This window comes from Streptomyces sp. NPDC015532, assembly GCF_043078065.1.
Lineage (GTDB): Bacteria > Actinomycetota > Actinomycetes > Streptomycetales > Streptomycetaceae > Streptomyces.
In genome coordinates, this window is the sequence record NZ_JBIBSY010000002.1 from 746,019 (window position 1) to 770,067 (window position 24,049).

Annotated in this window: 20 protein-coding genes and 2 pseudogenes; 7 read left to right on the forward strand and 15 right to left on the reverse strand. The window is 69.3% G+C overall.

Annotation, left to right across the window (positions count from 1 at the left end; translation table 11 throughout):
• Positions 1 to 240 precede the first annotated feature (240 nt).
• The 5 genes and pseudogenes from ACF07B_RS09965 to ACF07B_RS09985 all read right to left on the reverse strand — a co-directional run.
• On the reverse strand, positions 241 to 381 hold the full coding sequence (locus ACF07B_RS09965; protein ID WP_392178501.1) for a hypothetical protein: 141 nt from the start codon (positions 379 to 381) through the stop codon (positions 241 to 243).
• A 266-nt stretch (positions 382 to 647) separates the two neighbouring features.
• Positions 648 to 935, reverse strand: a pseudogene (locus ACF07B_RS09970) (hypothetical protein); the annotation flags it as partial.
• A gap of 150 nt (positions 936 to 1,085) precedes the next feature.
• Positions 1,086 to 1,613 carry a hypothetical protein gene (locus tag ACF07B_RS09975; protein ID WP_392178502.1) on the reverse strand — a complete coding sequence of 176 codons (528 nt, stop codon included), beginning with the start codon at positions 1,611 to 1,613 and terminating at the stop codon, positions 1,086 to 1,088.
• Positions 1,614 to 1,615: 2 nt separating this feature from the next.
• Entirely contained in the window at positions 1,616 to 3,844 is a 2,229-nt protein-coding gene (locus ACF07B_RS09980; RefSeq protein ID WP_392178755.1) for an amidase domain-containing protein, read from the reverse strand.
• A gap of 27 nt (positions 3,845 to 3,871) precedes the next feature.
• Positions 3,872 to 5,707: pseudogene (locus ACF07B_RS09985) on the reverse strand (DNRLRE domain-containing protein); the annotation flags it as partial.
• 651 nt (positions 5,708 to 6,358) lie between these two features.
• On the opposite strand from ACF07B_RS09985, the gene ACF07B_RS09990 reads away from it, so the two are divergent.
• On the forward strand, positions 6,359 to 7,789 hold the full coding sequence (locus ACF07B_RS09990) for an MFS transporter (protein ID WP_392178503.1): 1,431 nt from the start codon (positions 6,359 to 6,361) through the stop codon (positions 7,787 to 7,789).
• Positions 7,790 to 7,916: 127 nt separating this feature from the next.
• Here the strand turns inward: ACF07B_RS09990 and ACF07B_RS09995 are convergent, their stop codons facing one another.
• Positions 7,917 to 8,450, reverse strand: a complete 534-nt coding sequence (locus tag ACF07B_RS09995) for a 2'-5' RNA ligase family protein (RefSeq protein ID WP_392178504.1) — start codon at positions 8,448 to 8,450, stop codon at positions 7,917 to 7,919.
• A 704-nt stretch (positions 8,451 to 9,154) separates the two neighbouring features.
• On the opposite strand from ACF07B_RS09995, the gene ACF07B_RS10000 reads away from it, so the two are divergent.
• The gene (locus tag ACF07B_RS10000) at positions 9,155 to 9,859 is read left to right on the forward strand and encodes a hypothetical protein (RefSeq protein WP_392178505.1); all 705 of its coding nucleotides are present in this window, start codon (positions 9,155 to 9,157) and stop codon (positions 9,857 to 9,859) included.
• Positions 9,860 to 10,251: 392 nt separating this feature from the next.
• Positions 10,252 to 11,214, forward strand: coding sequence for a TerC family protein (locus ACF07B_RS10005; protein ID WP_392178506.1), 963 nt, complete (start codon positions 10,252 to 10,254; stop codon positions 11,212 to 11,214).
• 284 nt (positions 11,215 to 11,498) lie between these two features.
• On the opposite strand, the gene ACF07B_RS10010 is transcribed toward ACF07B_RS10005, so the two are convergent.
• The 3 genes from ACF07B_RS10010 to ACF07B_RS10020 all read right to left on the reverse strand — a co-directional run bounded on the left by ACF07B_RS10010 (position 11,499) and on the right by ACF07B_RS10020 (position 13,028).
• On the reverse strand, positions 11,499 to 11,732 hold the full coding sequence (locus tag ACF07B_RS10010; protein WP_392178507.1) for a DUF5302 domain-containing protein: 234 nt from the start codon (positions 11,730 to 11,732) through the stop codon (positions 11,499 to 11,501).
• A gap of 138 nt (positions 11,733 to 11,870) precedes the next feature.
• Positions 11,871 to 12,560 carry a hypothetical protein gene (locus ACF07B_RS10015; protein WP_392178508.1) on the reverse strand — a complete coding sequence of 230 codons (690 nt, stop codon included), beginning with the start codon at positions 12,558 to 12,560 and terminating at the stop codon, positions 11,871 to 11,873.
• Between the two features lie 246 nt (positions 12,561 to 12,806).
• Positions 12,807 to 13,028 (reverse strand): hypothetical protein, encoded by a 222-nt coding sequence (locus ACF07B_RS10020; RefSeq protein ID WP_392178509.1) that lies wholly within the window; start codon positions 13,026 to 13,028, stop codon positions 12,807 to 12,809.
• A 555-nt stretch (positions 13,029 to 13,583) separates the two neighbouring features.
• Between ACF07B_RS10020 and ACF07B_RS10025 the strand changes: the two genes are divergently transcribed.
• Complete coding sequence (locus tag ACF07B_RS10025) at positions 13,584 to 13,835, forward strand: hypothetical protein (protein ID WP_392178510.1); 252 nt, start codon at positions 13,584 to 13,586, stop codon at positions 13,833 to 13,835.
• Positions 13,836 to 13,879: 44 nt separating this feature from the next.
• On the opposite strand, the gene ACF07B_RS10030 is transcribed toward ACF07B_RS10025, so the two are convergent.
• The 3 genes from ACF07B_RS10030 to ACF07B_RS10040 all read right to left on the reverse strand — a co-directional run bounded on the left by ACF07B_RS10030 (position 13,880) and on the right by ACF07B_RS10040 (position 16,239).
• Positions 13,880 to 14,890: an ArsR/SmtB family transcription factor gene (locus ACF07B_RS10030; RefSeq protein WP_392178511.1), complete on the reverse strand. Its 1,011-nt coding sequence runs from the start codon at positions 14,888 to 14,890 to the stop codon at positions 13,880 to 13,882.
• A gap of 126 nt (positions 14,891 to 15,016) precedes the next feature.
• Positions 15,017 to 15,778 (reverse strand): peptidoglycan recognition family protein, encoded by a 762-nt coding sequence (locus ACF07B_RS10035; protein ID WP_392178512.1) that lies wholly within the window; start codon positions 15,776 to 15,778, stop codon positions 15,017 to 15,019.
• A gap of 95 nt (positions 15,779 to 15,873) precedes the next feature.
• Entirely contained in the window at positions 15,874 to 16,239 is a 366-nt protein-coding gene (locus ACF07B_RS10040; RefSeq protein ID WP_384236805.1) for a peptidoglycan-binding protein, read from the reverse strand.
• A 350-nt stretch (positions 16,240 to 16,589) separates the two neighbouring features.
• Here ACF07B_RS10040 and ACF07B_RS10045 point away from each other — a divergent pair, with 350 nt between their 5' ends.
• Positions 16,590 to 17,039 (forward strand): spore-associated protein, encoded by a 450-nt coding sequence (locus ACF07B_RS10045; RefSeq protein ID WP_369479963.1) that lies wholly within the window; start codon positions 16,590 to 16,592, stop codon positions 17,037 to 17,039.
• Between the two features lie 66 nt (positions 17,040 to 17,105).
• Here the strand turns inward: ACF07B_RS10045 and ACF07B_RS10050 are convergent, their stop codons facing one another.
• The gene (locus tag ACF07B_RS10050) at positions 17,106 to 19,502 is read right to left on the reverse strand and encodes a SpoIIE family protein phosphatase (protein ID WP_392178513.1); all 2,397 of its coding nucleotides are present in this window, start codon (positions 19,500 to 19,502) and stop codon (positions 17,106 to 17,108) included.
• Positions 19,503 to 19,979: 477 nt separating this feature from the next.
• A complete protein-coding gene (locus tag ACF07B_RS10055; protein ID WP_392178514.1) occupies positions 19,980 to 20,990 on the reverse strand; it encodes an AI-2E family transporter in 1,011 nt (336 codons plus the stop codon).
• Positions 20,991 to 21,405: 415 nt separating this feature from the next.
• On the opposite strand from ACF07B_RS10055, the gene ACF07B_RS10060 reads away from it, so the two are divergent.
• Positions 21,406 to 21,894, forward strand: a complete 489-nt coding sequence (locus tag ACF07B_RS10060; RefSeq protein WP_392178515.1) for a flavin reductase family protein — start codon at positions 21,406 to 21,408, stop codon at positions 21,892 to 21,894.
• Between the two features lie 305 nt (positions 21,895 to 22,199).
• On the forward strand, positions 22,200 to 23,039 hold the full coding sequence (locus ACF07B_RS10065) for an RNA polymerase sigma factor SigF (protein WP_392178516.1): 840 nt from the start codon (positions 22,200 to 22,202) through the stop codon (positions 23,037 to 23,039).
• A gap of 233 nt (positions 23,040 to 23,272) precedes the next feature.
• Here ACF07B_RS10065 and ACF07B_RS10070 read toward each other — a convergent pair whose 3' ends face one another.
• Complete coding sequence (locus ACF07B_RS10070; protein WP_369479968.1) at positions 23,273 to 24,046, reverse strand: response regulator; 774 nt, start codon at positions 24,044 to 24,046, stop codon at positions 23,273 to 23,275.
• Positions 24,047 to 24,049: the final 3 nt, after the last annotated feature.

A 24,049-nucleotide genomic window follows, 5' to 3' on the forward strand; every position in this document is an offset into this window, starting at 1 on the left:
GACCGTTCGGCCGGGCACGCACTGATCCTCACTCTCGGGCTGGATCAAATCGGCACAGAACACCGGACTCTCATGGAAGGTAAATTCATTTCTCATTGAGCATAAATGGTCATATAAGCCCCAGGGTGTCGCCCGGTCGTCGTCCACAGGGCGTACAGGCAGGCGGTATATGTCGCCGGAGGCGCGGATCACGAACGGACGCTGAGACATCGACGGCTCCTCGACGCCTGACGCGAACAGCTACCGATCGACGTCGACAGGAACTCCGCGCAACTGCAGCAGGGCCTTCAGGAACTCCATCTCCGACAACGTCCCCACCAGGCCGTCGTGGCTCAGTTCCCCGACCAGCTCACGAGCCCGCGCCAACGAGGCCGCTGACACTTCCCGAAAGACCTTCAAGGCTGGGACGAGACTGGGAACCGAACCGACCAACCGCAGCGTGACGGACCCGTGCGCTGCGAGCAGAGCCTCCCGAACGTCATCAGGCGCTGGTCCCGGACCAGCGTGTTCGCACAGGTAGGTGCCACAGGACCCGCAAGAGAACTCCGAGTCCCACCACAACGCGTCGTGAAGGATGAACTGGTTCACCTGTCGCACCGCCATGCCGCCGCATTCGCAACGCGATGCGATCTTCGCTGTCTGACCAGTCACCAGGGCTCCCCGACGTTCCACTTGCGCGGCAGATCCTCGCCGCAGAAGACGCAGACGAAGTCCTCCTCCCGCACGATGCCGAGCTCCTGGCAGGGGCGACATCGGCGGAAGACCACCTCGTGCGTGAACCCGGACGGATGATGGATCCCGATCCGATCCAGTGCCTCGGCCACGGCCGGCCATGAGCTGACGTCCGGGCAGTAGCCGGTCGACTGGTTGCTGACCTCCTCGACCACCCACCGCCCGGATTCCTCGCGAAAGCTCATCTCACCGGCGCTCAGCACCTCACGCATACCAACCTAGTGGCTCGTACAGCCAGGACCTGGGAAATCGCAGGCTCCGGTGAAGATCGCGATCGTTGACGTGAGTGCGGAGGCCCGCACCCCGGTTGTCCGGGGTGCGGGCCTCAAGGAGTGCCGCGGGGCAGGTGACCTCTAGTTCGCGGATTCGGCGCCGGAGGTGCGGGAGCCGGAGTGGCCCGGCTTCGATGGGGCCCATGTGGGTTTGGCTGTCGCCTCGGCCGGGTCGGGTTCTGCGAGGGTGAGTCCCCAGGCGTCGTCCTCTCCCATGCGGGCCTCGATCTCCTTGATCTGGCCGCTCTTGGCGAAGTAGAGGACCACGACCTGCCGTACGGAGCCTTCGTCGTAGAAGTCCGCCGTCACGTCCGACTTGGCGGCGGTGCCGAAGGCCTTGACCCAGTTGCGGGCCGTGGCGTCGGCGTCCGTGTCGTCGACGGCGAGCGCGGCCAGTGCGTCGGCGTCGCCGTCGGCGAGCCGCCACACCGCCTTCTGTACCGTCTCGAGGCTTCCCGTGGAGGGGTAGCCGACGACCCGCAGGGGTCGGTGATTGCTGTAGTCCGTCTGATACGTCAGGGACTCGTCGTCCGAAGTGCAGCCCGTCAGGAGTCCGCCCGCGGCGACGGCGGCCAGTGCGATGCGGGTGAGTCTTGTCGTGCGTGTCATGGTCAGGACCTCGCCTTCGGGCGGAGGATGATGACCCGCTCGATGTAGTTGGGCTTGCCGCGGTACCGCAGGATGGCAGCCGCGAGGCTGGTCCTGTTCGAGCTGCCGTGCTGGATCAGCTGGAGCCCGTGCCGCTTGCGCTCGACGATGGCCACGTGGTTGTAGCCCCGTTCCTTCTTCCACTTGAAGAGCACGAGATCTCCCGGCTTGGCGGAGAGGGCCGTGACGTACTTGGCCCCGCGGTAGCGGATCATGTGCCGGCGGAAGTTCTCGGCGGCGGCCCAGGTGTAGCTCTTGTTCTTGATACTGCCGAAAAGGTAGTACTGCTGCCACCAGGCGCGGTCGTGCTTGCGCCCGCCCTGACGGGTCTTCATGTTGCCGCCGTAGTACAGCGCCTTCGACACGAAGTTGGTGCAGTCCTGGCCGTACTCCCAGCGCGTAGCGACGTGCCGGGAGGCCCACTTGAGCGTTCCGGAGCCGGACACCTGCGCGGCGGCGCGCTTGACGCGCGGTGCCGGCGCCGGAACGGCCGGAGCGGGTTCCTCGACCGGCAGGCCGTCCGCGTCGAGCGCGATCGGCTCGTCGGGCACCTCGCTGACGGGGCCCAGCGAGTCGTCGGTGGTCTCCAGAGCGTTGGCGGCCGAGGCCGACGCCGAGAGCACCGTTTCCGCCGCGGGAGCGTCCGCCTCGACGTGGAGGATCGGGGCGCCGCTGTTGGTGCTGAAGGTGAAGCGCTGCTCCCGCCGTCCTTCCTCGGGTTCACCGGCCGGGTCGCCCTCCTGCGCCGGGTTCCCGCCCGTCAGTACGGCCGAGTCCTCGAGGACCGCGCGCAGGAACACGGTGCCGTTGTCGTCGACACCGACCAGGACGTCGGACAGTGTCGTCGTCATCGCGGTGTAGCGCTGACCGCGCCGGGCCAGTACGTCCCTGGCCTCGGCGAGGTCCGTGGCCTGGGCGCCGAGCAGGTCCTGGAACGCGGTCCCGCGCGAGCTCGCGGCCAGCGCCGCCGCCGCGGTCGGATGCTTGTCGGTGAGGATGGCGCCGCGGGCATCGGCGTACTGCTGCACGATCTCCCGGTACGTGGCCGCGCCACCCGGTACGGCCACGGGGGTGAGCGCCTGCGACGCCGTGCCGGGACCGGTGCCGTGCGCGGTGCGCGCCGTCACGGTCACCCGGTGGGCGGTGCCGTTCGTCAGTCCGTCCACGACGATGTGCGTGTCGTGGGTGGTGGCCCTGGTGACCTCGCCGCCGTCGGTCTTCGTGACGACGGCGGTGTACTCCGTCTCGTCCGTCGCCGAACCCGGGTCCAGCGGCGGGTTCCAGGTGGCCAGCAGCCCTCCGTCACCGGCACTCACGCGCAGGTCCTGCGGGGCTCCGGGCGCGGTCGGTGCCACGTAGGTGATGACGAGCTGCGGCCGCTTCGCCTGGTCCGTGCCGCGGCTTGAGTGGTACGAGACGGGCGACGCGGTGTCGGCGGCGGGGAGCCGCACCGCGAACCCCTCGCCCGCCTGCTCGTCGATCCAGGACTGCACCAGTGGCGCGAGGTCCTGGGTGCCGGCGGGCGCGGCTTCGGTGAACGGGGCGTCGTCCAGCACGTCCAGCAGGCCGGTTCCGGTGCGCGGGGCGGCCCAGGGTTCGTGCAGCTGGTACATCTCGACGGGCCGCTGCGCACAGGTGCCGGTGCCGCATTCGGCCGGCGTCAGCACGAGCCGGGCCCGGGTCACCCGGGCGCCTTCCGGCACCTTGCCGAGGTCCGGCCTGAACCAGGCGGCCCGCTCGCCGCCGGTGCCGGCGTCCAGCGTCAGCCGGCCGTCGGTGACGGCGGGGCAGCCGCCGTCCGCACAGGCCTTGGTGCCGACCGGCACCGTGGCGTCGTCGAGGGAGGGGCCCGTGAGGGTGACGGACGTGGTGTCGGGTGCCTTCGGGTCGCCCGCGTCGGTGGCGGTGAACTCCTGCTCGTAGGACCAGGCCGAGCAGCCCCGGTCGGTGCAGGCGCGCATCGCCCAGAGGTACGTCGTGCCCGCGTGCAGTGCGCCTTCGGGGACGCGTGCCGCGGCGCGCTGACCGCTGTCCACCCAGGTCTCCGGGAGGCTCACCCCGGAGAGTTGCTTTCCGTCGGCGTCACGCAGGGCGAACTCGGCTCGTACGCGGCCCTGTTCGGGGCTGGACACCAGCCCGGACAGCAGGGGGGTGAGGGACTGCGTGGCTCCGGACTCCAGTGCCCCCGGCATGTCCGGCAGATTGCCGGGACGGCGCCCGGTGCCGACCGTGAAGGTGGCCCAGTCGGACCAGGCGAGGTTGTAGTGCGTGCCGTCGTAGGGGCTGGTGCGGAACCGGTAGGTCGCACCGTCCTTGAGCGTGCCGTCGGGGACGGTCACGGCCGCGGCGCGTCCGGAGTCGACTCGCGGCGAGACGAGGTGGTCTCCCACCTGCTTGCCGGTGACCGCGTCGACGATCTCGAAGGTGCCGTTGACGCGGTCGCCGTCCTTGTCGGAGAAGGTGTCCCGCAGTGTCGGCGTCGTGGTGTCGACCTGCCAGGTGTCCGAGGCGTCCTTGGCGAAGGGAGGGCCGGCCTGGCGGTTGTTGCCCGACCGCGGGCGGAAGTTGTAAGTGACCGTCAGCTTGGGCGGGTTGCTGGTGGCGTTGGCGGAGTTGACCCGCTTCCACTGCCCGACGACGGACTCGTCCGCGGCTCTCAGTCCCATGCCGGCCTGTGGTGCCTTGGAGGAGGCCCACGTCTGTACGAGTGAGGTCACATCGGCGTTGATCCAGCCGCCCGCGCCGCACTTCGGGTTGCCCCTGGTCTCGGTGGACGTGGCGTGCTGGGTGTGCAGGACGGGCTGGGCCGTCCAGCGGCTCGAGACCGAGGCTTTGTCGGCCGACCAGACCGTCCAGGGCTGGGGCTTGCAGTCGGTGTCGCCCGAGTGGAAGTTCCACAGGCTGAGCTCGGCGCTTGTCACCAGGGCGTCCGCGAGGGGGGCCGTTCCCCAGGTGATGAAGGACCGTGCGGTGCGCGGGGTGCCGTTGGCGTTCTTCGTGCCCGGGTTGCCGAAGTCCAGCTCGGTGTCGGTGGACCAGTCCCGGGCTTCGCCCTGCTGGACGTAGGTGTCGAAGACGTTGCCGAGGACGGAGGTCGAGGGGTCGACGGTGACCGGGTACCGCGTCGTGGGGTCGGCCAGGAACGCGGGGTCCGGCGTGACCACGAGGTCGATCGAGGAGTCTCGCTGCTTCACCTGCATCGCCACCGGCACGCGGCGGATGTGCTCGCCGGAGCGTTCGTCGACGGTCGCGTCCCACATCACCGGGGCGGGCATGACGGCCCGCTCCTGGCCGGTCTCTCGGTCCGTGAACAGCACGCTGGAGTCCGGCTGTTGCTCGGCACGCAGCCCTTCCGCACGCAGCGAGAGGGTGTACCCGTAGTCCTTCGTGGACGGGCGCCGCTTGATCTCGACGTACTGCTCGAATCCCGTACGGGTGGCTTCCACGACGACGTCGGCACCCGGGACGGCATCGGGGTAGGTGGCGCGGTTGCCGTCCAGTTCGGGCTGCGGCAGGCCGCCCCTCCACTGGAGGGTGACCTGCTGCTCGCCCTCGCCGAGGATGACGAGGTCGCGCGCGCCTGCGGTGCGTGCGGCGCCGAGGGAGGAGGCGGGTGTCCCGCCCTTGCCCGCGAGGGTGAGCGAGGCGGGGTGTGCCTTGGCCGCCACGGTGCCGTCACGGCGTTCGGTGAGATCGGTGTCGACGGTGACCCAGCTGCCGTTCCGCTCGAACCGTACGGGGCCGGCGGTGAGTTCACTCGTCAGGGAGCCGTTCTGGCCGGCCCAGGTGGTGGACGTCTCGGTGCGCTCGGACAGTGCCTCCACCCGTTTGCCGGAGCGCTTCGCCTCGGCGAGGGCGGACGGAACGTCGGGAGCGGAGAGTTTCCCGGCCGAGCCGTCCACGGCGGGTGGTGCCGCGACGGCCGGCCGGGGCGTCGCCAGGACCGCCCCGCTCAGCAGAGTCAAGGAGAGGGCGAGCAACGCAGTGGTGCGGGGCAGACGTCTGAGCGCGCGCGAGGTGACCCGTTCCCCCGGAACGGGCGGTGGTATGTGCATGGTGTGCATTCGACCCTTGGTCAGATGGTCAGAGAATGATCAAGAAGTCGCAAAACTACTGTCTGCCTGGTGTGCACACATCACCGAGTGAGTGTTTTGCTCCACTATGAGCATGAATGGCACGCGGTGGGCTTTATCACGGAGAAGTGAGGGAACCTCAAGCTCCTTTTGCCGTCCAGCGCGCTTCTACCGGCGCGCGCCCTCACCCTGACCATCAGGCGGCCGGCGTGGGGATGCGGTGGCGCGGTTCAGGGAATGCCGCAGCTCGTGGCTCCGCCGGGGCAGGTGACGCTGTCGTTGGACGCCATGCCCGCGATCCCCAGCACCAGGACGATGAGAGCCAAGACGATCACCGGTACGTTGTCCGCAGCCCAACCGCCTTGATCCCGTGGACGTTTCGGAGCCTTGGGCTGTGGGCGCGCGTTGTCGCGCGTGGACTCGGCGTCACGCCCTTCGTTCCCCTCGGTAACCACCATCTCACCCCTCGCTGTTGCTCCTCTCGCGATGACACGACATCAGACCTCACCCGTCAAGCCCTGCACCGTGCTACGCCCCACCAACACCGTGCGCCACACGCGCGGAACGGGATATGTCACTGTCTCCCAATTATTGTGGCCTTCATCCAATTCTGTACAGGATGGGGCCGAGCGTATGGCGTTCGCAGAACCGGTCGACGAGGGAGCCTCCACCTCCCCCGGCCGACCCGGCAGGCGCGACAATGAGCAGTCCTTGGCCCCACTGCTCGCTGTGTGCGCCGGGTATTTCATGGTGATCCTCGACGTCACCGTCGTCAGCGTCGCGGCGCCGGTGATCGGCCGGGAGATGTCGGCTTCCGTCACGGGCATCCAGTGGATCACCGACGGATACACCCTGGTGTTCGCCGGCTTTCTGCTGCTGGGCGGCGCAATGGGTGACCGATGGGGAAACCGCCGGATCTTCTGCACGGGCGTGGCCGTGTTCACGCTGTCCTCCGCCGCCTGCGCCCTCGCTCCCAACGCTCCCTTCCTCACCACGGCCCGTCTGGTGGAGGGACTGGGCGCGGCATTGATCGTGCCCGGGTCACTGGCGCTGCTCCGGCAGGCGTATCACGCTCCGGCGGCTCGTTCGAGAGCCTTCGGCCTGTGGGGATCCATGGCTGGCATCGCGGCCTCGGCCGGACCGCTGCTGGGCGGACTCCTCGTCTCCACAGTGGGCTGGCGATGGGTGTTCCTGATCAATCTGCCCGTCGGCGTCGTCTGCCTGGTGCTGACGCTGCGCCATGTGGAGAACTCCCCCCGACTGGTCTCGCGCGCCATCGACTGGCCCGCGCAGTGTGCGGTGGTGACCGCCGTGGCCTTCCTGACGGCCGCACTCAACGAGGCGGGACGACGCGGCTGGACCGCACCGGCCGTCCTCGCCGCGGCCGGCCTGTCCGTCCTGGCAGCCGCCGCCTTCGTCGTTCGCGAGCGGCTCGCGCGATCTCCCGCCGTCCCGCTGGACCTGCTGTGTTCCCGCGCACTGGGCGGCGGTGCCGCCATCGGCCTGCTGTTCAACTTCGGCTTCTACGCCATGGTGTTCACCGCCAGCCTGTACTTCCAGCACCAGCGCGGCTTCAGCGCGCTCGAAACCGGGGTGGCGCTGCTCCCCGCGGTCGCCATGACGATGTTCGCCTCCGTCGTGTCGGCCCGACTCGCTCGCCGCACCGGAGACCGGCCCCTGGTGATCACCGGGATGCTGGTGGCCTCCGCTGGCCTGGCGAGCTGGACCGCAGCAGGAGCCGAACCCGCCTATGCCCTGCTCATCCTCCCCATGATGGCAGCGGGATTCGGCACCTCCTTCGCACTCACCGGCACAACCTCCACCGTCATGGGCGCCGCACCACCGGACTACTCAGGGACGGCTTCCGCCTTCTTCAACACCGCCCGCCAGGTGGGCAGCGCCACAGGCGTCGCCCTCGGCGGCACCCTCCTCGCCACCGCCACCACCTACGGCCAGGGAATCCGCGTCAGCATGGCCATCGGCGCACTCGCCTACCTGACCGCCGCCGGCCTCGCATGGCGATGCGTACCTCCGAAATCCGAACACGACGTTCCCGGGCCGTAGGTCGGTCTGCTCGATGGTCACGCCGCCCTGTCCGCGCGAACCGACGCCTCCCGCCCGGTCGTCCACCGACAACGTCGACTCGGGCCACCCCATCGGCGTACACCGATCACCGAGGGGCACAGCCGCCTCAGGAACGGGGTTCCAGCACCTCCACAGCACCCGTCTCGGTGTCGTAACTGCGCAGAGTGGTGAGCCGGACCGACAACGGCGGCGCCGGCAGCAGAGCGGGGATCCGCCGGTCGGTGAACACGCCCGCCCGCCGGGAACGGCCGAGGGTGATGTGCGGGCTCCAGTGTGTGGGGTCGTGGAGGGGGTTGAGGGTCTCGGGTGGGCTGTCCGAGGCGACCGCGTCCCACACCCGGCCGTGCAGGCCGGCCAAGGCGGAATCGACATCAAGGGCCCAGGCCAGCACCGAGGTGGGCCGCTCGAAACGGACCACACCGGAAACCCGCACGTCCAGGGGCAGCGCGGCGGCCACCTCGCCGAGCTCCCAGCGGATCGGAGCGGTCAGCTCGGGACAGGAAGCCAGCGTGAGGTGCGGGCTGTTGGTCGGTGAGCGATGGCGTGCCTGACTGGGCAGACCCGCGTCCGCGAGCCGCCGCCAAGCCGCCCGGACCGCGAGATCTGCCGCCTCGTCCAACAAGACCTCAACCGTGCGCACCGAAGCAGCTTAGCGGCGCGACCTGCGGTTTCCGCGGACCACAGACCGGCGGCCGATCCGCCGGACCTCACGGGACATCGTGGAATGGCTGATCACCCGGACGTGAACCTGACCGGCGCTCAGGTCGATGCTCTTGCCGCGCTGTCGGACGAAGGCGAAGGGGCTCTGACACGACCGTGGTGGGCTCGCTGGTCGCGGGACCATCACACCGGTTCACTGGTCGGATGCGCTCCGACGACGCTCAACGAGGCAACCGCGGAGCCCGCTCACCGGCGGGTCGTGGCACGCCCGTCTCCACTGTGCCGACCCGGGCCGCAGCCTCCGCCCTGACCCCACCCGACCTGGATCCCCTCCTCAGAAATCGGATGAGGTCGGTTCCGGCGTGCGAAATTCGGTCCGTGCCTACCAGTGCCCGGACGGCCGGCGAAACAGATCATCCGTAGCCCCAAAAAAGGGCTGATGGTCCAAGCGAGTTGGAACTATCGGTCACATTCGTTTCATCCTGAACCCGGATGCCCGGACCGCTGCCACACTGTGCGACTGCGGTGAACGGCCTGCTGCTGAGATCGGACCTGGGGGAATTCAGTGGCGAGTCGTTCTCGCCACAGGCGCGCTCCGGGTGAACAACGGCGTTCTCTTCACGACCGCTCTTCACGACCGCCCAGCGCCCCAGGACCTGCTGTGCGGACTGAGCGGTGGTGCGGGTGAACAAGACAGTGCTGAGACGGCTGCGCCCTCCTGTGCCGGGGACACGTCGGGCTGTCCGTCAGCAAGAGCGGCTGGAGACGCGGCTGAAAGGGACCAGCCGGCTCACCTTGCGGGATGTGGGGAAATTCCTCGGCGGGGCCTTCATCGTGGCCTTCGCCCTTGTCGTCCCGACGGGGCTCTTCCACGACATCGATGCCCGGTTCGGCCACCCGGCCTCCATGCTCTTCGTCCTGCCGTTCGTCGCTTTGTCGGTGCCGTTCATGCGGCATCTCCGCCGGCGCGACGGCGTCTACAAGCCGAGGGAACTCACGAGGTTGGACGAATGGGGGCTCGCGAAGGCGGCAGAAAGGATATTGCTGCGGGAGGGGTTCTGGCGCGTCATCTCCGAGACCCGGGAGGGCAGACCTCGGGTGTTCGCCTGGCCCCCTGGTCAGGAAACGCTCGAGATCGCCGTGCATACAGGCCCCACCTCGCTGGGGGACGCGGCTCCCCAGTGGCATGCGGTGCAGTTCGGCCATGGACCCACAGCCCGACTGGTGATCAGTGTCGAGGAGTTCACCGACGAGGACACGCGGTGGGCCGCCGACCAGGGGGTGCACCTGCTTTGTCACCATCGTCTCAGGAGCTGGGCGGCTGACGAGTACCTGTGTCGCCTGCTCACTCTCTGGCCGCCCGCCTCGCATACGGCGACCGACGAGTAGAGGGCGCTGTCTCCGAACCGGAATCGGTCGGGAACTCGACGGCCCATCACCTGACCGGATACGCGGCCGGTGCCGAACCGGGTCAGCACGACACGGCCAGGGATAACCGCTCCCTTGCCGCTTCCGGGGAAGGGACCGTCCCGGAGGAGAACGCTCCCGACACCCTCGACGGCGACAGCCGCCATCACGTCCGGACAGCGCCGGCCGACCGGCGCGATGTTGCGGAAGACCCGTGCCGCGCGTGGAGCGCCTCAGGATTCCCGTCCGGCCGGGTACCGGACCCGGCCTGCCCGGTGCGGTGCACACGTGCGTTCCCGGTCCTCGGTCTAGGTTGCGCACAGTGGTCCCGTTCGCCGGGGCTCCTGACTCCTGTGACCCGGCCCGGAGGAACCATGGACGTCTCCTTTGACGTGTGGGCGCTGACCATCGCGGCCCTGTGCGTTCTCATCGGCGCGGACTTCTTCATCGGACGCAAACCGCACGACGTCTCCTTCAAGGAAGCCGGCATCTGGAGCCTGGTCTGGGTCGCCCTGGCCACGGTGTTCGGCATCGGGCTGCTGGTCTTCTCGGGGACCGGTCCTGCGGGGGAATTCTTCGCCGGGTACATCACGGAGAAGTCCCTCAGCGTCGACAACCTCTTCGTGTTCGTCCTGATCATGGCGAAATTCGCCGTGCCCTCCCTCTATCAGCAGCGCGTCCTGATGGTCGGTGTGCTCGTGGCGCTGGTCCTGCGCGCGATCTTCATCGCGCTCGGCGCCGCGATGATCTCTACGTTCTCCTGGGTCTTCTACGTCTTCGGGGCCTTCCTGATCTGGACCGCGTGGAAGCTGCTCCAGGACGCCCGCACGGGCCACGCCGTCGAGGAGTACGAGGAGAGCAAGCTGCTCAAGGCCGTCGAACGGCACTTCGGGGTGGCCGACCGCTACCACGGCACCAAGCTGTGGGTCCGGCAGAACGGCAGACGCGTGATGACCCCGATGCTGGTGGTCATGCTCGCGATCGGCTCCACGGACCTGCTGTTCGCACTGGACTCCATCCCGGCCATCTACGGACTGACCGAGGAGCCGTACATCGTCTTCACCGCCAACGCGTTCGCCCTGATGGGCCTGCGCCAGCTGTACTTCCTCATCGGCGGCCTGCTCAAGAGGCTCGTCCACCTCACGTACGGGCTGGCGATCATCCTCGGCTTCATCGGCGTCAAACTCGTGCTGCACGCCCTGCACGAGTCCGGGGTACCGGTCCCGGAGATCGGCATCCCCTTCTCGCTCGCCTTCATCTTCCTGGTCCTCGCGGTGACGACCTTCACCAGCCTGCGGGCCTCGAAGAAGGAGGCTCAAGCCGACGGCACGGCCTGATAGGCCCGCGCCCTGTACGCCGCCGGAGGCCCGCAGGCTGACAAAGGGACGGCCGTCGACCCCCGGCAGGTACGTTTCGGGGGGCGGATCGTGCCGCTATGCCGCGAAGTTTTGCCGCAGACCGACTCGCCGGCTCGTCGTTCAGCCAGGTTTCCGGCCGAGTCGGCCGGTTCAGCGTCGTTGCCCAGGGGCGGACCGCTCGATGTCGTCGTCGGTCGCGGCTCAACGGGACAGCGCCAGAATTCGCCTGACGCTGTCGAGTCCCGTCGTGAGGCCGTTACGACTCAGCCGCCGCTCTTTCGACGGAACGAGCGCTGACTCGCTGCCGGGCCGTGCGCGCCGTGGACCTTCGACGTGTTGGTGCTCGCGGTGACGGCGGCGTCCGCCTGCACGCCACGCTTGCGCGCCAGAGCCTCCCGGAACTTGCGCTTCAGGTCGTCCTGGGCATCGTCGTCGGGCGAGAGGGAAGCGTTCTCGTCGTCCGCCGGCTCTTCGGGCAAGGGAGACTCTGCAGCCATGGTGACCTCCTGGTACGGGCAGTGGGAAGCACAGCTTGTCACGGCGGACCGCCGCACGGTGCCTCGCGGAGACGCCGCGCACCCCGGCCCTCACCCCCGGCCCCCTTGGAGCGCTCAGGCGTACCCGTCCCCGCCGGGTCAGGCGACGCGTTCCAGACCCGCCCTCACCGACTGCCGGGTGCCGTCCCGTTTGGTCGACTCGTAGGCGAAATCCACCGTGTCACCGGGGCGCAGTGTCAGGGTGATGCGGCCGTTCGTGACGCAGTTGCCTGACTGGATGCTCTCCCCGAGGGTGACCTGGTCCGTGCCGCCGACCGCGGTCAGGGTCACGGTGCCGTAGCAGTCGGAGGACTCCATCGCGTAGTGGACGCTGCCGACCTTCCCTCGCAGGGTGCCCTGGTCGAGCTCGACGGTGACGCGGTAGTGGTCGGTTCTGGCGGCGTCGGTCTCCTCGGCGTAGCCCTGCCAGCGTCCGAGGAACTCCTCCGGCAGGCCGACGGGTGTCGCCGTGGTGGGGGTCGGGGCGGCCGGGGTTCCGTCGGCTCCGGCGGGCGCCGCGGGTGTGCTCGGCGGAAGCGAGCTGCGGGGAGCCGCGGAGGTGTCGGGTACGCCGGCCGTCTCGGAGGCGGGTGCCGCGCCGCCGAGCGACGGACCGGAGGCGCGTTGTTCCACATCGCCGCTCAGCTGCACGAACAGTCCGATCAGGGCCGCGACGATCGTGGCCGCGGCGCCGATCAGGGCCACGACGAGTGCGCTGCGGTGGGAGTCGCCGGGGACCGGGCGCTGCGGCCTCGCGTAGGGATCAGGCGGGGACTGCGGTCTGGTCATGGCTCGGCCTCTGATGCGTGGTTCAGGGAAGATCAGGCCATATTGCCCTCCAGGCACCATACTTGTGCGACTTTCACGCAAATCTGCCGAATAGATCATGTCGAATCGATTCGCCTCGCGCGGTGTTCCGGTGCGTGGTGCACAGGTGCGCCGCGGGCGTCGTCGGTGACGGCGGCCAGGTGCCCGGGGTCATCTCCTCGGCGGCGCGTTCGTACTCCATGCCGGCTCGATGCCCATCTCGCGGGGTCAGGCCTTGGCCGGGCCGCTTCCCGGCTCCTTGACGATGCGGTCACCGACCTCGATCGACTTCCACAGCCGGCGGTCGATGCGCACCTTCATGGACTGGCCGTCCGCACGCCTCACCGTGACGAAGTGGTACATGTTCGCGCCGTCGAGCATGCCCCGCGACTTGTCCTCGACGATGCCTTCCCAGGCGTCGTCCGGTCCTGGTTTGTGAGATGTGAACATGCCGCAAGGCTACGGAGGCCGACAGGCATGGTGCAGGGTCAAGAGGCACACATACCGCAGTACGGGTGTCACACAAGGAGCCCTACAAATGTCCTGAGCGGCGCCACGTCGACAGGCTGCACGGGCAGTTCCGTTCGGGCAGTTCCGTAGGGCTCGGCCGAGGCCGTGATGATCATGTTGTCGCTTCACGCGGCCGGTTCCGGATCCGCGCCCGCTGGTAGCCTCTGCACGCGCTGACCAGCGCGGCCGTCCTGGAATCGATCCTGCGGCTTCGTTCTTCGAAAGAGTGACGTGATCAAGCGGGTGCACATGACCGCCGGAGTGGTTTTGGCGGCAGTCATAGCGTTGTCCGGATGCGGTGCTACGAAGCCGGGCACAGCGGAGTCCGCTCCGAAGCCTGCGTCGAGCGCAAGGTCCGGCAGCGCCGCCGGTACCGGCTCCGAGCCGAGTGCCGGTGAAAGCGGCGGCACGAAGGGTTCGCGGCCGACCGGGAGTTCCACCCCCACGGCGTCGCCCTCCGTCGCTCCCGCCCGGCCCCTGAAGGACGGCACCGCCGTGCTCACACACTGCGCGGACGCGGACGATCCGGACGCGATCGTCGTGGTCAGGAATCCGAACGGGCGCGAGGGCCTCTTCGGCGTGAAGATCGGCTACAAGGACGCGTCCGGCTTCACCATGAGTGAGACCTACGATCAGGTGCTGGTGCCCGCGAAGGGCAGAGCGAAGCTCCGGGTGGCCGTTGTCAGCGTGCCCGTGGACGAGATCGAGCGCTGTGAGGTCGATCCCCGGGCCACTGCCGTGCGGTGACGGACCGCGCAGCTCACCCCGTCCGACCGGTGCCCTTCGGGCCGTCAGCTGTTCTGCAAGGTGCCGCGGCGGTCCTGGTCGGGTAGGCGCAGGAGTGCCGCGCCGACGGGGGTCAGGGTGTGCAGGACGGTGTTCGCGTGCCGGTGGCTGGTGATGAGTCCCGAGTCGCGCAGGACCGTGGTGTGGTGGCTGGCGTTGGCCGTGGACACCGAAACGGCACGGGCTATCTCGGAGTTGGTCGCGCCGTGCGTCACCGTGCGCAGTATCGCCGCGCGGGTGCGTCCGAGCAGGGCCGACAACGATGCCTCGGCCGGGCGGGTCTGGGGCGCGGGACCGGACGGCACCGGCGGATAGAGCAGGACGGGCGGCAGGTCCGGGTCGGCGAAGGAGACCGGCTTCTGCCAGCAGAAGTAGGAGGGGATCAGGAGCAGTCCGCGGCCGTCCAGGTACAGGTCCCGGTCCAGGCCTCCCCCGTACTCGACCTCCAGGACGGGGGCCTTCCACCGCATGGCGGGCCTCAGCGCGCCGAGCAGCGCCTCGGCTCCGCCGTGCAGCAGGTCGCGTCCCCGGCGGGCGCACTCGGCGTCGACGCGGGCCTGCATGCGGTCGACGTACGGGGCGATGACGGCGTTGTGGTACTTGCGCAGCACCGCGACCAGGTCCGCGCGTACGTCGTTGTCGGCCAGCCGGTACATGTCCGCGGGGACGTTCCTGACCTGGGCGAGCAGACCGATCTCGTGATGGACCCTGGCCGGCGGGGTGTCGAGGATCGCGTCGAGTCCGCTGTCCAGTCCGCGACTCGCCTCGGCCGGGGTGAGGAAGTCGGGGAAGTAGGTCGCGCGGGGGAACAGCGGGAAGAGCAGTTTGCGTACCTCGGCGCCCAGTTGCTGGGTGGCGATGGCGTCGCGGGCGTCGCGGTACCAGGCGGCGTGGGCCCAGCGTCCCAGCTGCGACTGCAACCGGTGCAGGCTGGCGGCGATCTCCCACAAGGGGTCGGGTCTGGCGGCAAGGCGGGTTCGTGCGAGATCCTCCGTGGTGAAGTGGATACGCAGCACGGTCCCCCCACGCCTGTTTTTCCCCGATGCGGCCGACAATGCCGCGCCGCCCCCGTGAAGGCAAAGACCGGAACGGGTCAACTCGGGTCACGTACGGCTCAATTGACGCCGTGTGGGCCGGACCGGTCATCCTGAGACGATTGCGGCGACCTCCCGGCGTATGGCGGGCAGGTCGGTGAAGACCGTGCCGGGGCAGTCGGTGTCCGCCCAGTTGCGGTGGCCGCCGATGACCGGCGCGACGCGGCTGACCCCGCTGACCGGGTTGAGGTAGAGCACCTTGCCCGTGGGGGTGAGCGCGTGCCGTGCGGCCAGGTCGGCCAGGAGCTGCACGAGCGCGGTGCGGGCGGCGGACGACGGGGGTGTGGTCGTCAGCGTTCCCAGCAGGGCGATCCCGATGTTGCCCGTGTTGTAGCTCTGGACGTGCGCGCCGGTCACGAGCCGGCCCGCGGGGTCGTGTGCGGCCGTGCCGTCGGTGCCGGACCAACGCCCTTCGTACACCAGGCCGTTCCGGTCGATCAGGAAGTGGTAGCCGATGTCGCCGTAGCCCTTGCCGACCGTGTCGTTGCGGTAGATCGCCCGGACCACCGCGGCCGGGTCGGGATCGCTGCTGCCGTCGTCGGTGTGGTGCACGGTGAGGGTCTGGAGCGGGTAGTACTCGGGCGGCCAGATCTCCGTACCGTCGGCGTAGCGGAGTGTCTCGTCCGCGCCCCATGCGGCTCGGGACAGCAGCGTGTACGCGGCGGAGTCCGCGGCCGCCGAGGGCGGGCCGGCCACCACGCTCAACGCGGCGGCGGCTCCGAGCGCGCCGAGGAACACGCGCCGGGGTACTGGGGACGGCCTGGGGTCCGCCCTCTGGGGGTCTGCGGCCCGCGGGTCCGGGTCCGTCATCGCGTGATTCCTCCTGTGGGGTGTTCGCGGTCCGCCCGCCCGCGCCTCGGAAGGCGGAGGCGCGGGCGGGCGGGCGGTGGAACGCGAGGCCGCTGTTACAGGGCGCAGGCGGGCTTGGGCGTGTAGAGGCGGGACCACGTGCTGGGGCCCACGATGCCGTCGGCACCGCCGGTGGTGCCGTTACACGTCTGCACCCAGTACACGCCCCGCAGGGTCGCCTGGCCGTAGTCCCCGTCGACGTCGAGCCAGTCCGCGTACTTGCTGTAGTAGTCGATGAGGCACTGCACCTGCTTGACGGCAGTGCTGTTGTCGCCGGGGTGGACCGTGGGCCGCGCGGAGTCGGCGATGTAGTTGCAGTTGTTCTCGGCGGCCGAAGCGCTCGCGGAGGGGGCGCCGGCGAGCATGCCTGCGACGGCGAGCACGGCGGTGCTGCACAGAGCAGCGAAGCGATGGGTGCGCATGACGTCTCTCCCGAGGTGAGTGGTGGTCGTGATGGAAGTAAGCGTGCGTGTGAGCACGACGACCGTCCACGAGATTCGACCGTGCCGAAAAGTGGCAGCTCAGGCGTCGTGGGGCGGGTGTGATGCGCCCGTCGCCGGGCCGAACAGGCGCGTTCGGCCCGGAGTTCGGGTGACGGTCAGGACGCGGGGTCCCAGTCGTCGTCGGCCGGGGCCCCTTCCCGTGGATGCGGGCCTGAGCGCGGCCGGACGTACGGGCCGCACATCTTTTGCGGCCGGTGCACAACCGTTCCGACGCCCCGCGAGTCACAGAAGGCAGGAGCAAACATCTCCAAAGATCACAAGGGGGAAATATGCGATTCAACCGTTCCGTTCTGACGGCGGCCGCGTTCGCCACCCTGGCGCTGGGGGCCACGACCGCTCTGGCGGCGCCCGCCTCGGCCGCGCCCAACACCACACCGCAGAAGGTCTGCGGAAGCGCCTACAAGACCGTGAACTCCGCTCCCGTCGCCTCCCTGGGCACCGTCTACCTGACGTACAACGCGGCGAACGGAAAGAACTGCGTCGCGACCATCCGCCAGAACCCGGGCACCGCCGTGGACATGTCCACATGGATCTACGTCCCCGACACCGACGAGGGCGCCCAGGACTACGGGCGGTACACCTCGTACGCGGGGCCGGCCTATGTGTACGGCAAGGGCCACTGCGTCGACTGGGGCGGCCAGATCAACAACGTGTACGTCCAGGTGACCGGCTCCAACTGCGCCGCCTTCAAGGAGCACCGGGTCACCGTCACCCGCTGACCCGCCCCCGGCCACCGCGCTCCAGCACCGCCCTCCCCCTTGACCCGGATGGGGAGGGCGGGGTGCTTACGGCAGGGCCTGTTCCGCCCAGATGGTCTTGCCTCGTACGGCAAAGCGAGTGCCCCACCGGTTGGTCAGCTGCGCGACCAGATAGAGCCCGCGGCCGCCCTCGTCGGTGAGATCCGCGTGGCGCAGGTGGGGGGCGGTGCTGCTGTCGTCGGTGACTTCGCAGATGAGGGCGCGGTCCCGGATCAGGCGTTGCTGGATGGGTCCGGTGGCGTAGCGGATGGCGTTGGTGACCAGTTCGCTCACGATCAGCTGGGTGGTGAAGTCAAGGTCCTGCAGGCCCCAGGTACTCAGTTGGCGACTGGTGAGGCTGCGGGCGGTGGTGACGACGGCGGGGTCGTTGGGGAGGGTCCAGGAAGCGACCCGGTCGGTGTCGAGGGCGCGGGTGCGGGCCAGCAGCAGGACGACATCGTCGTCGGGTGTGGTGGCCGGATTCTGGGCGCGGATGACGGCGTCGCAGGTGTCCTGGAGTGTGGGAAGGGGGTTGGCGAGAACACGGCGCAGCTGGGTCAGGCCGTGTTGCGGATCGCTGCCCTGGGTGTTGATGAGGCTGGTGGTGAAGAGAGCGAGCGTGCTGCCCTCGGGGAGTTCCAGCTCGGTCGTTTCGTAGGGTGTCCGGCCGCTTCCCAGGGGCGGTCCGGCGGGGATGTCGGGGATGTTCACCGTGCCGCGGGGGGATGCGATGACGGGGGCGGGGTGGCCTGCGCGTGCCAGCGTGCAGTGCCGGGAGATCGGGTCGTAGACGGCGTACAGGCAGGTCGCGCCGATCGCCTGTTCGTGGGGCGGGTGGGTGTCGGGGGTGGGCGCGGCGTCGCGGGCGGGGCCTGTCACCAGGTCGTCCAGGGCCGCGAGCAGTTCGTCGGGGGCCAGGTCCTGGGCGGCCAGGGTGGTGATGGCGGTGCGTAGTCGGCCCATGGCGGCGGCGGCGTGCATGCCGTGTCCTGGCACGTGTCCGACGACGAGGGCCACGCGCGCGCCGGACAGCGGGATCACGTCGTACCAGTCTCCTGCGGCGGTGGCGGACAGGTGCTGCAGGGCGACGTCGACGGCGTTGTGGGCCGGGAGCACCTGTGGCAGCAGGCTGGACTGCAGGATGAGTGCGGCGGTGCGTTCACGGGTGTACCGGCGGGCGTTGTCGATACACACGGCGGCTCGGGTGCCGAGTTCCGCCGCGAGGGCGAGGCTGTCCTCGTCGAAGGGGTCGGGTGTCGTGCTCCGGTAGAAGCTGGCCAGCCCGAGGACGGCTCCGCGGGCGGTGAGCGGTACGACGATGAGCGAGTGGGCCCCGGTCCGGCGGATCAGCTCGGCGCGGCGGGCGTCGTGGGTGGCCCAGTCGTTGTCGATCTCCAGGTGCCGCGTCAGGCGGGGCCGCAGGTCGGCCAGGCATTCACGGAAGGAGCGGGGATAGAACAGGTTGACGTCTCCCACTTGGTAGGCCACGGCCGCGGTCGCCCCTTCGACGGACTGGAAGGCCGCGCGTCGCAGCACGGCGTCGGCGCTCACTGGGCCGGACGGCGGATTCTGACCTTCCAGGACGTCGTCGAGGATGTCCACGGCGGCGATGTCGGCGAGCTGGGGTACGGAGGCCTCGGCCAGTTCCCCGCACGTTGTCATGACGTCCAGGGTGGTGCCGATGCGTGTGCTCGCGTCGAGGAGGAGGTTCAGGCCCGCGCGGGCCTGATGCCGCTCAGAGATGTCGGTCGACGCGGCGAGCACGCCGAGGGTGCCTCCTGTCCCGTCTTGGAGGCGAAAGAGCGAGACGGAGTAGACGTGCTCATGATCGGGGTCGGATGGGGGCCGCCCGACATGCTCGGCTTCGATGACAGGCCGGCCGCTCTCAAGGACGTTCCGCAGCATCCGCTCCAGCGATTCGTCGACCAGACCCGGCGCCACCTCGCGTGCCAGTCGGCCGACGACCTCGGTGGCAGGCATGCCCCGCAGCCCGGGCGCGACGGTGTTGAACCTCACGACCCTCAGGTCGGGATCAAGAACCTGAAGACCGAGTGGGGACTGGGTCAGCACCGCCCTCAGAACCGCGCTGTCAATCTCTGGCCGGTCAAAACCCGCCGGCGCCAGAAGCACCGACCAGCGCATGGCACCGTCTTCATCCGCCATGGGCTGCACCTGGATGCGGACGTCGAGCCGGTCCCCGGACCGGTGGCGAACGGCGCGTTCACGGGCAGGCTTCGTTCCCTCGGCAGCATCCGGGTCGGCGTGTTCGCCGGTCACCACGCGTGTCACCTGGCGTCCCACCATCTCCTCGGCCGTGTAGCCAAGGAGTGCCTGCGCCTGTGGGCTCCACTCGACCACGACCCCGTGGGCGTCCACCACCAGTCGGGCGCCATGAGCCGCACCTGGCTCACCCTGACGGCCCGCGGCGTCGGCACGTGTGCTCATCAGCGCCTTCCTCCGGACAACACCTGGTCTCCCCGTGTCACGACGGTGCCGCGGCCGGTCGCATCCCGCCGGTGCGATCGGCCGGACACACCGAGACGGCGGGGCCTCAGCCGGGCAGTGCCCCTCGTCCACACCGCACGACGGGACGCGACGAGGAGGAGCGGTGGAGCGCCTCGATCGTCCGTCGAGCCCCATCGGAGAACCTCGCGGAAACGGCCCACCCATCCACTATGGCCCGTCGGTGTCAGTATCACCGGTTCGCAAGCGGCTCGACTGCGAGCACACCACGGTCAAGGCGAGGCTCTTCCGGTCCCCTGTCGGGGCACAAGCGGTTGGTGTACCTGGCTCTGGCCACCGCACATACGGCTACGAGGACGCCGAACTCCTCGTCGCGTCGTGCCCGTCCTGGCCGGGCTGATCGGCCGGGCCCCGGGGCCGACGGGTGCCCCCAAGGCCGGCGAAGACGCGGGCGCGCCTTCACTTCCGCTCCTTCGCGGGAAACACGTACTCGTCGAGGACCAGACCGACGGCGACGGCCGCCGGGATGGCGACGAGGGCGCCGATGATGCCGAGGAGCGCGCCACCGACCAGCACCGCGAGGACGGTGACCAGCGGGTGGACGTCGACCGCGAACTTCATGGCCCTCGGCACGATGAGGTAGTCCTCGGCGACCCGGAAAACGATGTAGAAGACCGCGGTCGCGATCGCGATGGGCAGGGACACGGACAGCGCGACAAGGCTGACGACGATACCGGCCAGAGTGGAGCCGACGATCGGGATCAGGTCCATCAGGGCGGTGAAGATGCCCAGGGCGGCGGCGTAGGGGACGCCGGTGCCGGCGCACCAGGCGAAGGTCGCCAGGCCGGCGATCCCCGAGGTGACGAGGTTGCCGAGCATGAACTTCCCTATCCGGCTCATGATCTCTTCGGCCACGCCCTCGACGCGTTCGCGCCGGCTCGCGGCCACGAAGCGGTAGCAGAACTGTTTGATGGCCGGCAGGGCCGCCATGCAGTACAGGGTCACCGTGATCACGATCGCCGTGGACGTGAGGGTACTCAGGACCATCTGGCCCGCGCCCAGGACACCTCCCGCCAGGCCGGTCGCCCCGTCTCCCGAGCCGATCTGCTGCTTGGCCTTCTCGACCAGGTGGTAGCGGTCCTCCAGACGGCCGATCGCCGACTGGTGGTCGTGAACCTGCTGCAACCAGCCGGGCACCGCGTCGACCACTGAGGACATCTCCTTGGCCACCGGCGGAATGACCAGAGCCAGGAACCCGCCGATTACCACGATGAACCCCGTCAGCACGATCGCGACGGCCCAGCCGCGCCGCAGACCTCTGCGCGTGAACCACACGACGAGCGGTTCCAGACTGATGGCGATGAACACGGCCAGCAGCAGCAAGGTCAGCATCGAGCTGACCCGCAGAACGGTCTGAACAGCGAGCCACGCCAGACTCGCGCCCAGGCCCAGACCGAACCCCACCGTCACCCACGACCGTCCGCGCCCGCGGCGCGGATCTCGACGCGGTGGCTCCTGGGGAGCCTCCCGAGACGTCTCCACAGCGTCCGCCGGGTCGGGACCGGAGCCGTGTACGCCCGTTCCTTCCACCGCACCGTGCTCCTGTCGAACGGACTCGGACCCGGACTGCGCAGACATCGACGCCTCTCCTCGACTGCCTCGAACGGGGCGCGGGGCGTGTCACTCAGGACGCTCCTGAGTACCTCTCGCCCTGTGCCACCGCCCACGAGCAGTACGTCCCATACGCGTGCGGCACAGATCCGGTTACCCAGGGACTCCGCTCGTACCGCGTCCGTGCCCCGCCCGCGCGTCGTGAGCTGACCAGGCCACCGAAATGGTGAACGCTTGGCCGGCATCCGATCTCTTGAGGCGGGAGCCCACCACCGTGACCGAACTCGATCCCTTCACCGACCTGCTCGACTACCCGATGTACGTCGTGACCGCGGAGGCCGACGGGGAAAGAGCCGCCTGCCTGGTCGGATTCGCCTCGCAGTGCTCGATTCAGCCCGCCCGGTTCATGGTCTGGCTGTCCAAAGCCAACCGGACGTACCGGGTGGCCGAGCACGCCGAACGGCTCGCGGTCCATCTGCTCCGCCGCGACCAGCACCGGCTGGCCCGGCTCTTCGGCGGCGAGACCGGCGACCGTACGGACAAGTTCACCGACGTCCCCTGGCACCCGGGACCCGGCGGATCACTGATCCTGGACGAGTCCCCCGCCTGGTTCGTCGGCCGCGTGGAGAACCGGATCGACGGCGGCGACCACGTCGGTTTCCTGCTCGCTCCGGAGGCGGCGGAAAATCTCGCGGACAGCCGCACCCCCCTGCTGACGCTGAACGACACCCATGACATCACCCCGGGCCACCCGGCGAACTGAGCTGAGCGGCGCCTCTTCCCGGGCTGACGCGGGCGCCGGGTGGCGGTCCAGCAGGGCGGGCTCCCCGAGCCGGTCCGCGCGCGCGACCGTGTCGATCTCTCTCCAGGAATCCCCGATCTTCCCCTGCGAAGCTCAGCAGCGTCGCAAGTCAGACCATCTCGCCGGTATTTCACGAGAGGCCGTGAACAGCGCAGACCAATTCGCCCGACGTAGCCCGGTGTGCATCCCCTGACCGCGGGTAGGCGCTGTGTTGTCGGTTCCAGCGGCCGACTGCACGGGGGCTGGACCATGGGGAGGGGCCCGACATGACCGTGACCGAGGTGACCACCGAGCAGACGGTGCTGCTGCCCGAGATCGCAGACCCCTCGCGGGTGGCTCCCAAGGACGCCCGCATGCTGTCGAAGCTGTTCTTCGACCGGCTCGCCGTCCTCGAAGAGGGCACGCCGGAGTACCAGTACGCGCGCAACACCCTCATCGAAATGAATCTCACCCTGGTCCGATTCGCCGCCGCGCGATTCCGCAGCCGCGGCCAGGACGAGATGGAGGACATCGTCCAGGTCGGCACCATCGGCCTCATCAAGGCCATCGACCGCTTCGAGCTCACCCGCGAAGTCGAGTTCACCTCCTTCGCCGTCCCCTACATCGTCGGCGAGATCAAGCGCTTCTTCCGCGACACCACGTGGGCCGTGCACGTTCCGCGCCGTCTGCAGGAAGCACGCGTGGCGCTCGCCAAGGCCACCGAGGAGCTCCGCGGCCGGCTCGGCCGCACCCCCACCGTCAAGGAACTCGCCCAGCTGATGGTCCTCACCGAGGACGAGGTCAACGAAGCACGCCTCGCCTCCAACGGCTACACCTCCTCCTCCCTCGACGCCACCATCAGCTCGAACAGTGACGGCGAAGCCGCACTGGCCGACTTCATCGGCACCGACGACCTGGCTCTCGAACTCGTCGAGGACTTCAACGCCCTCGCCCCCCTCATCGCCGAGCTCGACGACCGCGAACGGCGCATCATCCACATGCGGTTCGTCGACGAACTCACCCAGGCCCAGATCGGCGAACACCTCGGCGTCTCCCAGATGCACGTCTCCCGGCTCCTCAACCGCACCCTCGCCAAACTCCGCCAAGGCATGCTCACCACCGACTGAACACCCGCGCGCCAGCCCGGAACCCATGCCAGGCGCCACCGCCGCCGCGCAGGCGTACACGGCACCCTCGCCATGAACGACGCGGCGAGGCGAGACTTCCCGAGTGTTCCGCGTCCTGTCACTGACGTCCGCACAGCCCTCTCCCGCCGGTGCCACCAAGGGCGCCGGCGGGAGCGGACCACGAACGCTTCGTACGAGCCGTGCGGAGGTGAGTGGGGCGTGGACAGCGGCGGTCAGGTGCGGGGCGGACGGGTGGCGGTGTCGAGGTAGAAGGCGTCGATGCTCTGGACGGCCTGCTCGAACTCCGCCAGGTTGACCGGCTTGGTCACGTAGGCGTTCGCGTGGCTGCTGTACGCGCCGGCGACGTCGTCGGGAGCGGTGGACGTGGTGAGCACGACCACGGGGATGGTCTGGAGGTCCTCATCCGTCTTGAGGATGCGAAGGAGGTCGCGTCCGTTCATCCGGGGCATGTTCAGATCCAGGACGATCAGGTCCGGGCGCACACTGGCGGGCGCGCGCAGGTGCTCCAGGGCGGCGACTCCGTCGGTGACCTGGACCAGGTTGCGGGCGCCGCGCTCGGAGAGGGCTTCCTCGATGAGCAGGGCATCGGCCATGTCGTCTTCGACGAGAAGAACGTCGAAGGGCCGAGCGGGGGTGGTCATCATCGGATGCTCCATAGGTGCTTCGTGGGAGTGGTGGAAGAGCCCGGGCCAGCGACGCCGGGCGCCCTGGCGGGTCATGCCGCAGGCGGCACCGATCTGCGGGTATCCGGCTCCCGCGCGGGCGGCGGACTCAGCCGCCTCCCGCTGGAGGCGCTCGGCCGCCTGCTGGAGCTGGTCCAGCATGTAGAGCAGGGCCAGGGCTCGCGCCGAATCCCCCTCCGTCGTGGACGGGTCTTCTTCCAGTAGATGCAGAGCAAGGCGCCTCACGAGCCGGCCCACCGCGGCGTCCGCGACAACCGCCGTCTCCTCGGGGGTGGTTCGCAAAACGAAATTCTTGCCAGGCATATG

Excerpts from the sequence above, each read along its gene's own strand:
- ACF07B_RS10035 (WP_392178512.1), bottom strand. The coding sequence starts at position 15,778 with ATGACGGACCCGGACCCGCGGGCCGCAGACCCCCAGAGGGCGGACCCC.
- ACF07B_RS10050 (WP_392178513.1), bottom strand. The coding sequence starts at position 19,502 with ATGAGCACACGTGCCGACGCCGCGGGCCGTCAGGGTGAGCCAGGTGCG.
- ACF07B_RS09980 (WP_392178755.1), bottom strand. The coding sequence starts at position 3,844 with ATGCCGGGGGCACTGGAGTCCGGAGCCACGCAGTCCCTCACCCCCCTG.
- ACF07B_RS10015 (WP_392178508.1), bottom strand. The coding sequence starts at position 12,560 with ATGACCAGACCGCAGTCCCCGCCTGATCCCTACGCGAGGCCGCAGCGC.
- ACF07B_RS10020 (WP_392178509.1), bottom strand. The coding sequence starts at position 13,028 with ATGTTCACATCTCACAAACCAGGACCGGACGACGCCTGGGAAGGCATC.
- ACF07B_RS10010 (WP_392178507.1), bottom strand. The coding sequence starts at position 11,732 with ATGGCTGCAGAGTCTCCCTTGCCCGAAGAGCCGGCGGACGACGAGAAC.
- ACF07B_RS09990 (WP_392178503.1), top strand. The coding sequence starts at position 6,359 with ATGGCGTTCGCAGAACCGGTCGACGAGGGAGCCTCCACCTCCCCCGGC.
- ACF07B_RS10070 (WP_369479968.1), bottom strand. The coding sequence starts at position 24,046 with ATGCCTGGCAAGAATTTCGTTTTGCGAACCACCCCCGAGGAGACGGCG.
- ACF07B_RS09975 (WP_392178502.1), bottom strand. The coding sequence starts at position 1,613 with ATGACACGCACGACAAGACTCACCCGCATCGCACTGGCCGCCGTCGCC.
- ACF07B_RS10040 (WP_384236805.1), bottom strand. The coding sequence starts at position 16,239 with ATGCGCACCCATCGCTTCGCTGCTCTGTGCAGCACCGCCGTGCTCGCC.
- ACF07B_RS10005 (WP_392178506.1), top strand. The coding sequence starts at position 10,252 with ATGGACGTCTCCTTTGACGTGTGGGCGCTGACCATCGCGGCCCTGTGC.
- ACF07B_RS10045 (WP_369479963.1), top strand. The coding sequence starts at position 16,590 with ATGCGATTCAACCGTTCCGTTCTGACGGCGGCCGCGTTCGCCACCCTG.
- ACF07B_RS10065 (WP_392178516.1), top strand. The coding sequence starts at position 22,200 with ATGACCGTGACCGAGGTGACCACCGAGCAGACGGTGCTGCTGCCCGAG.